Origin of the sequence: Bacillus sp. AFS073361, assembly GCF_002567005.1 — a bacterium.
Taxonomy (GTDB): Bacteria; Bacillota; Bacilli; order Bacillales; family Cytobacillaceae; genus Neobacillus.
Map to the genome: position 1 here is coordinate 99472 of NZ_NUZU01000005.1, position 11336 is coordinate 110807.

The window sequence follows — 11336 nt, forward strand, 5'->3', positions numbered from 1 at the left end:
AGAGAGAAGGTGGCTTTATGAAATCAAATGATCAATTCACAGGAAAAGCAGAGGTATATGCAAAATATCGTCCCAGCTACCCCCCTGAATATATTGAATATATAATTTCTAAAGCTGGTTTAAATGAGGATAGTATTATTGCAGATATTGGCTCGGGAACCGGAATATTAAGTGGGCAGCTTATTGATAGGGGATTTACTGTAATTGGAGTGGAGCCAAATGATGATATGAGGACAGTTGCAGAACAAGCTTTGAAGACGGATTCCCGTTTTATTTCGATTAAGGGTACGGCTGAAAACACAAGTTTAACTGATAATAGTATAAATCTAGTTACCGTAGCACAAGCATTTCATTGGTTCGACATGGAGCCATTCAAATTGGAATGTCAACGGATTTTACATCAAGATGGAAAAGTTGCTCTTGTCTGGAATAGCCGGGATGGGTCAAGCGATATAAACAAGGAAAGTGCAGAGGTTTGCCAAAGGTACTGCCCAAATTTTAAAGGATTTAGCGGTGGTATGGAGGAAACTCCGATTGCATTTCAGCAATTTTTTAAAGATGGAAAGTATGATTTAAAGTTCTTTCACAATGACCTGCAATTTAATTTAAATGGATTTTTGGGACGATACTTATCCGCTTCATATTCCCCCAAAAAAACCGATGAGGAATATCATCCCTTCCTTACAGCATTATCAAATCTATTTTCCAGATATAGCAATAGTGGGCAAATAGTTATTCCAAATATCACAAGGAGCTATCTAGGTATAGTGTAATTGCTTAACAATTTGTCTCCGAACAACATTTTTACCTAATTAGGGTAGTGAAACAGGTCACGTAGAAGAAGACTACGTGACCTGTTTCACCTCTTTCAATTGTGTTTCCAATCGATTTTTTCGATAAAATTGACAAACGCCTTAACAACATTCCACTCCATAGCTTCTTTATGGTAATACATCCACGTTCTTCGCAAAATTGAATTTCCTTCTTGGTCTTTTAAATTGATTTTGTATATGTCTTCTATCCCTTTGAGTACTCTGCTAGACAAAATGCAATATCCTAAACCATTTAAAACCATTTCCTTACAGGGGTCTACTTGATCGACTTCTATACTTATAAAGGGGGCTTGCGCAAAATTTTCTGCCCACCAATGATCAATGAGTGATTTTAATAGGTAGTCCCCTCGATATTCGATTCTAGGAAGACGAGGCAGGTCCTTCATATTAAATTCATTTTTTGAAGCAATGCAAATAGTTTCCTCAAACAATTGATGTTTCGATAATCCCCGCCAGCCATAATCTCCACGAACAAAGCTGATATGAACGTCTTTATTATGAATAAGTTGAGTTACGTCTCTGCTCCATCCCGTCGTTACTTTGAATTCCACATGTGGATATTGCATTTTAAATAATTTCAAAATATAGGGAAGTTCGTAATTCGCGAAAAAGTTGGAAACCCCCAATTTCAACGTACCTACCACTTGGTCACTTTCGTGATTACTCATATTTTGGACATTTTCTTTTATCTTTTCATAATGTGCTAATGCCTCCTCAGCACAATGAACAAGGTATTCTCCTTGTGGGGTAAAATGCACTCCCCTGCTTTCACGGGTTACGATTTTTACGCCTAGTTCTTCCTGCATATGCTTTAATCGAGTCGTTAATGCGGGTTGAGTAAGAAATAAGAGGCGGGCTGTTTTTGTTAAATTCTTTTGATGATAAAGCACCTTTAGTATTTCCCAGTCACGGTAATCCATTTTTCCACCCATCTATCTGATATTAATATTTTTTATAAGTTAATATTATTTTTTAGCATTTTATTTATTTCAATTATTACATTATCCTTAACCTTAAGCAATTGAAAATTACTTACTAAATAATCTGAAACAGAACATATAAGTAACACAACATTGGGGGAATTGTGAATGGGAGTACAGAAGAACCAGCATAATCCATGGAGGAAATTCAATGGTCCAAACCTTGGCTATGTTATTGAACAATACGAGCGGTATACAAACGGAGAAGAATTGATTGATCCAAAATTAAGAGAGCTTTTTCTAAAATGGGGCTCACCTTTGTCTTTTGAGTCAAGACATACCGAAGAATACCCTAATAATGATTCTTTCAATCCTAATAATTCTACAAATATACAGATAGTACTGAAAGTGGTAAAGCTGCTTGAGAACATTCGTTCTAACGGTCATTTAGAGGCAAACATGAACCCACTAGAGGGGAATGTGCAAAATCAAGAGTTGTTTCATCCAGAAAAACATGGGGTAAGTGAGGAAGAGCTGAAAGCGATTCCAGCCAAACTAGTTTGGGAGGAGGCCCCGGCAGGAATACAAACGGCATGGGATGCGATCAACCATTTAAAGGATATTTATACCTCCACACTAGCCTTTGAATTTAACCACGTGCACCATATGGATGAACAATCATGGTTGACTCAAATGGTGGAAACAGGTTCCTTGCATCGATCCTTATCAAAAGAAGAACAAAAAAACTTGCTTCAGGGTTTGACAGAGGTAGAGGGATTTGAACAATTTTTGCATAAAACCTTTGTCGGTCAGAAGAGATTCTCCATTGAGGGCGTTGACATGCTAGTACCGATGCTGAATGAGGCCGTGCACGAAGGTGTCGAGGATGGAGCACGTAATGTCGTGATTGGAATGGCGCATCGCGGCCGCTTAAGTGTTCTTGCGCATGTGTTAAACAAACCATACAGCAAGATGTTCTCTGAATTTCTACATTCGTCCGCTAAACAACAAGGTCCTTCAGAAGATTTAGTCGATATTAGTGAGGGCTGGACAGGAGATGTGAAATATCATTTAGGCCGGAATCGTTTCATGGAAGGCCCCGGGAATGTTCGAGCGCGGATTACCTTAGCGAATAATCCGAGTCATCTTGAGTTTGTTGATCCGGTAGTTGAAGGTTTTGCGAGAGCGGCCCAAGAAGAACGGAAGAATGCCGGTTACCCTAAGCAGGATGTTACGAGGTCGTTTGCGATTTTGGTCCATGGTGATGCAGCTTTTCCGGGTCAGGGAATTGTAGCGGAGACCTTGAATTTAAGCGGGTTAAAAGGATATCGAACGGGTGGAACCATCCATATCATTGCCAACAACATGGTAGGCTTTACAACCGATAGCCACGATTCACGTTCGACGAGATATTCGAGTGACTTAGCAAAAGGATTTGAGATTCCGATTGTCCATGTCAATGCGGATGACCCTGAAGCATGTCTGGCCGCTGTTCGTTTGGCTTATCAGTACCGCGCTCGTTTCCAAAAGGACTTTTTGATTGATTTGGTTGGATATCGTCGATTTGGCCACAATGAAATGGACGATCCAGCGGTTACTCAGCCACAGGTATATAAAAAAATTGTGAACCATCCAACTGTAAGAGCAGTGTATGCTAAACAGTTGCAAAATAGGGGCATTCTCAATCAAGCTGAAGTTGAGGAAATGAATCGCAGTGTGCAAGATATGTTAAAAGTGGAGTTTGAAAAAGTATCAGATAAGACGCAAAGTGAACCTCCAGCAGAAGTAGAAGTTCCAATGGTAATTGCCAAAGGAATTCCACAGTTGGAAACAAGCGTGCCACTTGATACACTTCGTGAAATAAACCAAGATTTACTGAAATGGCCGGAAGGTTTTCATGTATATCCAAAATTAAAGCGGATTTTAGAGCGTCGTGATCAGGCATTAGAAGTTAATGGGAAAGTAGAATGGGCGGTAGCAGAAGTGCTGGCATTTGCGTCGATGTTAAAAGATGGTACACCAATTCGTCTAACCGGCCAAGATTCTGAGCGTGGAACGTTTGCACAGCGGCACATTGTGCTCCACGATGCGGAAACCAATGAAACGTATTCACCATTGCATCATCTTCCGCAAGCACGAGCTTCGTTTGCGGTTCATAATAGCCCGCTGTCAGAAGCAGCTGTTGTAGGTTTTGAATATGGATACAATGTATTTGCTCCTGAAACACTTGTCATGTGGGAAGCTCAATATGGCGACTTTGCCAACACGGCACAGCCGCTCTATGATCAATTTGTTTCATCTGCAAGGGCAAAATGGGGACAAAAATCAGGCCTAATTCTCCTGTTGCCTCATGGGTATGAAGGCCAAGGTCCGGAGCATTCAAGTGCCCGCCCTGAACGGTTTTTACAGTTAGCTGCTGAAAACAACTGGACGGTGGCCAACCTGACAAGTGCGGCCCAATATTTTCATATACTACGCCGTCAAGCTGCCATCTTAGGATCAGAGTTTGTTCGACCATTGGTGATTATGACGCCAAAGAGTCTGCTCCGCCACCCGCTAGTTGCTTCTACTGGTACTGCACTAAGCGAAGGTCATTTCCAAACGGTTTTGGAACAGCCTGAACTCGGAAAAGTGACAGAAAAGGTAAAGCGTTTAGTGTTAACAACGGGTAAGATGGCCATTGATCTGGCTGTTGGAATAGACTCACAGAAAGAAAATCGAAACCTAGAAGAGGTTCACATCGCTCGAATTGAACAATTGTATCCATTTCCTGAGGAAAAAGTAGAAGCCATCATAAAGCGTTATCCTAACTTGAAAGAAATTGTTTGGGTGCAGGAAGAACCGAAAAATATGGGTGCGTGGCATTATATCGCTCCAACTCTCTTTGAACTTGCTTCTGGCAGACTGACTGTTGGTTACATTGGACGTCGTGAACGTTCAAGCACAGCAGGAGGCGATCCAGCCGTTCATAAGAAAGAACAAGAACGGATTATCCAACAAGCTCTGAACTATATTGAGTCTAATAGATTCTCAGAAACAAGAAAGAGAACTAGTTACTAATTGCATTTAAGGAAAATAATTTAAGTAGAAATACTAACTTAATAGGGGAATTACCAACAAACATAGGAGGATACACCACATGATTGAAATCAAAGTACCAGAACTGGCAGAATCCATTACAGAAGGAACTATTGCTCAATGGCTCATTAATATTGGTGACAAAGTAACCAAAGGGGATAGTGTTGTTGAGTTGGAAACTGATAAAGTTAATATAGAATTAAATGCCGAATACTCAGGTGTAGTTACCAAGGTTTTAAAAGGGCCTGGCGATATCGTCGAAGTAGGCGATGTTATTGCGATTATCGAAGAGAATGAGAATGCAGCTACTGTAGCCAATTCATCTGTTCCAGCAGCTCCGGAAAAATCAGCTGAAGTAGGAACCTTTAATCAACAAAGCACCCAAGCTGAGCAAGAACTTCCGAAAGCTGCAAGCCCGATTGCTTCACCAGCGGCAAGAAAATTGGCCAGAGAATTGGGAATCGATTTAGCGCAAGTAAGCAGCAGGGATCCACTTGGCAGAATTAGACCAGAGGATGTAAAAGCATACACTCCGGCACCTTCAGTTAAAGAAGAGGCTAAGTTGGAAAAAATTAGCTCAAAACCAGCCGTACAACAAATAGATGAAGAGTTTGACAAACCAGTTGAACGGGTGAAAATGTCCCGCCGGCGTCAAACCATCGCTAAACGTCTAGTAGAAGTCCAGCATACAGCAGCGATGTTAACCACTTTTAACGAAGTCGATATGTCGGCCGTTATGGATTTACGCAATCAGCGGAAAGATGCCTTTTATGAAAAACATGGTGTCCGTCTGGGATTCATGTCATTCTTTACCAAAGCTGTAGTCTCAGCTTTAAAGCAATTCCCGCTTTTAAATGCCGAAATACAAGGCGATGAATTGATTATCAAGAAGTTCTATGATATCGGTATTGCTGTTGCAGCACCAGAGGGCTTGGTCGTCCCGGTTGTCCGCGGTGCGAACCAGAAAAACTTTGCCGAAATCGAACAGGATATCAGTAATCTTGGTAAAAAAGCTCGTGATAATGCCCTTACGTTAAATGATTTGCAAGGTGGAACATTTACCATTACAAACGGTGGAGTTTTCGGTTCGTTAATGTCAACGCCAATCTTGAATAGCCCGCAAGTAGGGATTCTCGGAATGCATAAAATCCAAACAAGACCAATTGCGATTGATAAGGAGCGAATGGAAAACCGCCCGATGATGTATATCGCCTTGTCATACGATCATCGAATTGTAGATGGAAAAGAGGCTGTTAGCTTCTTGGCGACAGTCAAAGAATTATTGGAAGATCCACACTCGTTATTATTAGAAGGGTAAGAGTTTCAAAGGATTCATAAATATTGTTTCTCAGACTGTCGACAAATCCGAAGGATTTCGGGTTTTAAATCGNNACAGTCTTTTTTGTTTGGCTACATTAAACTAGTCTGTTGATTTCCGTTCCAGGCGGCTTCGCTTTCCGCGGGCGGTTCGGGAAGCCCCACAGCAGATGCAGCTAAGGCAGAATTTTACAATATTGAAAATTCAGAATATTTATGTTAACCTTATTGATGTACATCAATGACAGGCTGCTATTTTAGCAGTAATTTTTGTATTACATAATAGTAAAGCGCTTTCATAGATTTAGCGCTGAACTAACCAACTAGTCGGTCACTATGGATTTAATATTTTCAATTTAGGGGGATTTATATGGATGTAAGCGGAATTTTAAAGGTAGTTGCAGAAAGTAAACTTGTATATCCAAGCGAAGAAAAACAATCTATCACCTCAATTGGAAGCAGTAAAGCTTTTCAAGAACTTCTTCAAAAATCCCAAAAAGATCCCGAAGCCTTTTGGAACGATGTGGCGAAAGAGCTATTCTGGTATGAGCCTTGGCAAAAAACAATAAGTGGAAGCCTTCCTGACTTTCGCTTTTTTGAAGGGGGCATCAGTAACCCTTGTGTTAACTTACTCGATCGTCATGTGGAAAATGGTGCTGGAAATCGCACCGCACTGATTTGGGAGGGAGAAAACGGGGACACTAAGTTTTTTACATATAATATGCTGTTAGCAGAAGTAAATCGCTTTTCGAATGTCTTGCGTTCCTTTGGTGTGAAAAAAGGGGATTGTGTGGCGATTTTTCTTCCGAATTTGGCAGAGGCAATAATTGCCGTGCTCGCTTGCTTTCGGATTGGGGCAATTTACAATACAGTATTTTCAGGATACTCCGAAAAGTCATTGAAGGACCGTCTCATTAGCTTTGAGCCAAAGATTATCGTAACGACTGACGCTACGATAAGACGTGGAAACAAAGTTTGCTTAAAGGAAAAAGTGGACAGGGTAATACCAGATATTCCATCCATTGAAGCGGTAATCGTCGTTAATCGCCTTAATTCAGAAATCAATATGACAGAAGGACGGGATTTCTGGTGGGAGGAACTAACTAGAATGGCAAGTATCCATTGTGAACCTGAGAAGCTAGAGGCCAATGAATATGGAATTGTCTTCTATACAAGCGGTACAACAGGAAAACCAAAGGGAGTCGTTCATTCAGGAATGGCCTTTGTAATCCAAAATTACATTTATAGCAAATATCATATGGATCATCATGATGATGATGTTTTCTGGTGTACGGCTGATATTGGATGGTTAACGATGCATATTTGGGGAATTGCGGGCGCACTCGCAAATGGAGTGACCACTGTCGTATATGAAGGATCGATTGACTTTCCAACAAAGGACAGATTTTATCAGGTAATCGAGAAATACCGTGTTAATAAATTGTTTACCGCACCAACTGCTTTACGGATGTTAAAAAGTCTAGGGGAAAAAGTACGGAATCAATTTGACTTATCATGTCTGGATGTCGTTTCCCTAGTGGGTGAACCCTTTGATCCAGAATCATGGCAATGGACGTATGATGTATTAGGAAAGAAAAAAATATGTGTTAATAATACGTGGGGACAAACAGAAACAGCGGGCTGTCCAATTGCTGGTGCCTCATGGTTAACTCCAATGAAGCCGGGATCAGCCGGAATGCAATTTTTAGGTGCAGATATAGCTGTAGTGGATGAAGAGGGAAATCCAGTAAAACCGGGTACGTTAGGAAATTTAATCATAAGAAAACCATTCCCAATGCTTTGCCGCACACTCTGGAAGGAACCGGAGCGCTATATTTCCTCTTATTTTAGTCAGGTAGAAGGAAGCTATTTTGCAAGTGATTTGGCCCTAATTGATGAGGATGGCTATGTATGGGTTGTTGGTCGTTCAGATGATGCATTCAACGTTGCCGGGCATCGTTTAAGTACAATGGAAATTGAAAGTGCAGTTCTTGAATGTGAAGGAGTTGCTGAAGCGGCCGTAATTGGTGTCCCAGATGAAATCAAGGGTGAGGTACCGCTTGTATTTGTCCGGGTAAATGATCTTTCTCTAGGGACTGATGATTTAAAAGAAAAGATTAATGAGCGGATTATACAGCTTATCGGAAAAATTGCCCTGCCAAAATCCATCATCTTCACAGAAACACTGCCGAAAACAGTTAGCGGAAAAATCATGCGCCGCTTATTAAAGGAAATTTTCGTGTCTGGAAAGGTTTCAGGTGATATTACAGGGCTTGAAGATCCAGCAACAGTGGCGCAAATTCAAATGATTATCAATGAAAGGTCGATAGTGAAATAAAACAAAAAGTCTGATGGGATTTCCATCAGACTTTTTATATATCAAACTACTATGCTTTTTTCATCTCTATTAGTAAGATATGAGAGTTTTTTTCTGCCTTAATTGTGATATCTTCTTCAACAATCTCCATTCCATCTCTATCAGAGAGTTCAATGCCATTAATGACAGAAGTACCTTCTATTTGAACTAAATAAGCCTGCCTGCCTTCTTTAACTGGAAAACTTATATCTTTTCCTTGCTGCAATTCCAAGGAATAGATGTTTGCATCTTGGTTAATCGTAATTTGAGCATCTCCGTCTCTTCCCGAAACCATGTGCAGCCAATTATTTTTCCTATCATCCCAATTGAATCTAAAATCACCATAGGATGGTGCATGGCCATTTTTGTCTGGTAAAATCCAAATTTGTAAAAACCTTGATGTATCTTTGCCTAAATTGTATTCGCTATGCAGTACACCCGTACCTGCACTCATATATTGAACTTGTCCGCGTGTTATTGTATTTTGGTTACCCATGCTGTCACCATGAGTCAACTCACCATTTACCACGTAGGAGATAATCTCCATATTTTTATGTGGATGCGTGCCAAAACCTGTTTGCGGATTAATTAAATCATCATTGATTACACGTAAAACCCCAAACTGAATATTGTCTGGATTATAATATTCTGCAAATGAAAAGTGAAATTTACTTCTTAACCAACCAAGATTACTAGAACCCATATCATTGCTGTTGATTTTTCTTAGCATATTTTTCTCCCCAATCTATTATAAAAAATGTATATACAGAAAACAGTGAAATCAACATTCAGTTATAATAAATCCTAAAAAAAAAGAAACCCTTGATAAATAAGGATTTCTTTGACGTCCCGAAGAGGATTCGAACCTCCGACCTACAGTTTAGGAAACTTTACGTTATGTATTCGCTAGTGTCATCGTATTGTCATCGCATTGTCATTGCGGTTGATTGACCGAAAGTGTCAGCGTAGGACCTACGGCTTAAAATTTAATAACCTACATACGCTATTTTGCCGAATAGTCAGCGGATTGTCAATACGTGTCGTTTTAAGTGGGAAATGTTTCTATTTATACGGAACGTTTGTTCGTGTATAATAAATACGAGGAGTGTGATTAATTTGAACGCAATCACTATCGAGATTCATTATACATCCGCTAGCCGACTAATGCAGCGTGGGAGCTTTCCGCTAAAAGGAAGACGGCCGGAACAAGTTGCGCTTGCATTCTGGAAAGAAATCCGTAAGCAAATGTCCAACCGTGCGGAGTTAGAGCGAGCCATTGTAAATGGCGATCAAGATATTACGGAGCTGGTGGCCGATATAGAGCGGGAGGAGTTACGAAACATTGACGCTAATTGGAGTCTACCGTTTTAACGGACATTACAAATATACCTACCGGGGTATATAATAGAAGAAACTCGGAATGATTACGATTTACGACGTAAGGATAAGTAAGGTATACGTTGACCACTGCGGTCAATACTTTACATTTTCGCAATATCCGTAGGGGCTCCGCATCCGCACGGAGCTGCCGGGGCGGACGCCTTGTCGAAACTCAGGGGGTCTGTCGAATAGCGTGTCGGTTGTAGACGTTCGGCCATGCGTAATAACGGATCAGCTCGTAGGCCATCCGCATACTGAACCGATATTCATTATACATAAACGTAGGGAAATAACGGAGCTGCCATCGTTATAAATGGCGCCATATCAACAATGTATAAACGGATGTATATCGCCGTTATTTACGGGGCCATTAAATGCCGTCATATCAACGTACCGATACCGAGATAATTACGTAAAATTAGAATACTTCGTAATTTTGTCGCATTTTTATACGGCCGTATTCATCCGGAGGGAACATTGCCAGGCGTGGCTAGGACAGGCAGACAAGCGCTAACTGCGAATTGTATAAATTGTGTGAACAATACAAACAATTCTGGTAATGTCGAATTGTGTCGACCCCAAGCCTACCTTTCGACAAGGCCGAGATTGACGTTTCTGACCCGCGTATAATTTTTTGAACTCATATAGTTCACACAACTGTCGCAAATATCCGCAGGTATTCGCCAGCAGTTACCGAACTCTTAACGGTAGAAAGCGAGGCGATGATCGGTGAGAATAAAGCGCGTTAAAGTTAAGGTATGGTATCACGGTGAGAATAATTACAACGCAATGGCAACTGACGGAAAGCTGTCGGTTTTTAGTTGCTACGGCACCACGAGAGAAGCAGCGGAGGAAATGGCACGGTATAGATTACGTATATTTCAAGAAGAGGCCCACGGTAATTAACCGAGGGTCTTATTCTTCGTCTTTCACCTTATATAAATCGTCCACTTTAACGCCTAACAACGCAGCCAGTTTTAAAGCCTGCGGTATGGACGGATAGGTCTTCCCGGTACTCCAATTCGATAATGTATTTTGTGAGATTCCGAATATCTCGCAAATTTCCGGCCTACTATACTCCGATTGTTTTATCCACGATCCAATTAAGCTAATTACCATTCTGATCACCTATTATATAAATTCGACAAAACTCGTCCTAATCCTTTCATAAATTCCTTTGTAATTTTCCAAAAAATCTTATGATAGACACGCAATATTTAGGCGAATCCCCATACACTCTTATATACGCATTACCAATCGCTAGCATCACGGTAGAGCGAACGGTAAATAATCGCCTCTATCACTACGACACCAATCGTCCTATTATTCGCTTCCACTATGCGTATCTATTACAACTATCACTACGTGATATAGAAAGGAGCGTGGCGATTTGTTATTCGAAGTGTTAACTACCGGCAGCATGCTCGGAGTGCTTGGTGCTAGCTACTATTA

Annotated in this window: 9 protein-coding genes; 6 read left to right on the forward strand and 3 right to left on the reverse strand. The window is 40.8% G+C overall.

What is annotated here, in order from left to right:
• Positions 1 to 17: 17 nt before the first annotated feature.
• The gene (locus COJ96_RS04185; RefSeq protein ID WP_098571740.1) at positions 18 to 773 is read left to right on the forward strand and encodes a class I SAM-dependent methyltransferase; all 756 of its coding nucleotides are present in this window, start codon (positions 18 to 20) and stop codon (positions 771 to 773) included.
• A 95-nt stretch (positions 774 to 868) separates the two neighbouring features.
• On the opposite strand, the gene COJ96_RS04190 is transcribed toward COJ96_RS04185, so the two are convergent.
• The gene (locus tag COJ96_RS04190; protein WP_098571741.1) at positions 869 to 1753 is read right to left on the reverse strand and encodes a LysR family transcriptional regulator; all 885 of its coding nucleotides are present in this window, start codon (positions 1751 to 1753) and stop codon (positions 869 to 871) included.
• A gap of 168 nt (positions 1754 to 1921) precedes the next feature.
• Between COJ96_RS04190 and COJ96_RS04195 the strand changes: the two genes are divergently transcribed.
• The 3 genes from COJ96_RS04195 to COJ96_RS04205 all read left to right on the forward strand — a co-directional run bounded on the left by COJ96_RS04195 (position 1922) and on the right by COJ96_RS04205 (position 8486).
• Positions 1922 to 4813, forward strand: a complete 2892-nt coding sequence (locus COJ96_RS04195) for a 2-oxoglutarate dehydrogenase E1 component (RefSeq protein WP_098571742.1) — start codon at positions 1922 to 1924, stop codon at positions 4811 to 4813.
• Between the two features lie 79 nt (positions 4814 to 4892).
• Positions 4893 to 6149 carry a 2-oxoglutarate dehydrogenase complex dihydrolipoyllysine-residue succinyltransferase gene (gene odhB / locus COJ96_RS04200; RefSeq protein ID WP_098571743.1) on the forward strand — a complete coding sequence of 419 codons (1257 nt, stop codon included), beginning with the start codon at positions 4893 to 4895 and terminating at the stop codon, positions 6147 to 6149.
• 369 nt (positions 6150 to 6518) lie between these two features.
• Positions 6519 to 8486 (forward strand): acetate--CoA ligase, encoded by a 1968-nt coding sequence (locus COJ96_RS04205; protein ID WP_098571744.1) that lies wholly within the window; start codon positions 6519 to 6521, stop codon positions 8484 to 8486.
• Positions 8487 to 8535: 49 nt separating this feature from the next.
• Here the strand turns inward: COJ96_RS04205 and COJ96_RS04210 are convergent, their stop codons facing one another.
• Entirely contained in the window at positions 8536 to 9234 is a 699-nt protein-coding gene (locus COJ96_RS04210) for a pirin family protein (RefSeq protein WP_098571745.1), read from the reverse strand.
• A gap of 386 nt (positions 9235 to 9620) precedes the next feature.
• Here COJ96_RS04210 and COJ96_RS04215 point away from each other — a divergent pair, with 386 nt between their 5' ends.
• Positions 9621 to 9875: a hypothetical protein gene (locus tag COJ96_RS04215; RefSeq protein WP_098571746.1), complete on the forward strand. Its 255-nt coding sequence runs from the start codon at positions 9621 to 9623 to the stop codon at positions 9873 to 9875.
• Between the two features lie 738 nt (positions 9876 to 10613).
• On the forward strand, positions 10614 to 10790 hold the full coding sequence (locus COJ96_RS28435; RefSeq protein ID WP_180229971.1) for a hypothetical protein: 177 nt from the start codon (positions 10614 to 10616) through the stop codon (positions 10788 to 10790).
• Between the two features lie 9 nt (positions 10791 to 10799).
• On the opposite strand, the gene COJ96_RS04220 is transcribed toward COJ96_RS28435, so the two are convergent.
• On the reverse strand, positions 10800 to 11003 hold the full coding sequence (locus COJ96_RS04220) for a helix-turn-helix transcriptional regulator (RefSeq protein ID WP_098571747.1): 204 nt from the start codon (positions 11001 to 11003) through the stop codon (positions 10800 to 10802).
• Between the last annotated feature and the right edge of the window lie 333 nt (positions 11004 to 11336).

Excerpts from the sequence above, each read along its gene's own strand:
- COJ96_RS04185 (WP_098571740.1), top strand. The coding sequence starts at position 18 with ATGAAATCAAATGATCAATTCACAGGAAAAGCAGAGGTATATGCAAAA.
- COJ96_RS04190 (WP_098571741.1), bottom strand. The coding sequence starts at position 1,753 with ATGGATTACCGTGACTGGGAAATACTAAAGGTGCTTTATCATCAAAAG.
- COJ96_RS04195 (WP_098571742.1), top strand. The coding sequence starts at position 1,922 with ATGGGAGTACAGAAGAACCAGCATAATCCATGGAGGAAATTCAATGGT.
- odhB (WP_098571743.1), top strand. The coding sequence starts at position 4,893 with ATGATTGAAATCAAAGTACCAGAACTGGCAGAATCCATTACAGAAGGA.
- COJ96_RS04205 (WP_098571744.1), top strand. The coding sequence starts at position 6,519 with ATGGATGTAAGCGGAATTTTAAAGGTAGTTGCAGAAAGTAAACTTGTA.
- COJ96_RS04210 (WP_098571745.1), bottom strand. The coding sequence starts at position 9,234 with ATGCTAAGAAAAATCAACAGCAATGATATGGGTTCTAGTAATCTTGGT.
- COJ96_RS04220 (WP_098571747.1), bottom strand. The coding sequence starts at position 11,003 with ATGGTAATTAGCTTAATTGGATCGTGGATAAAACAATCGGAGTATAGT.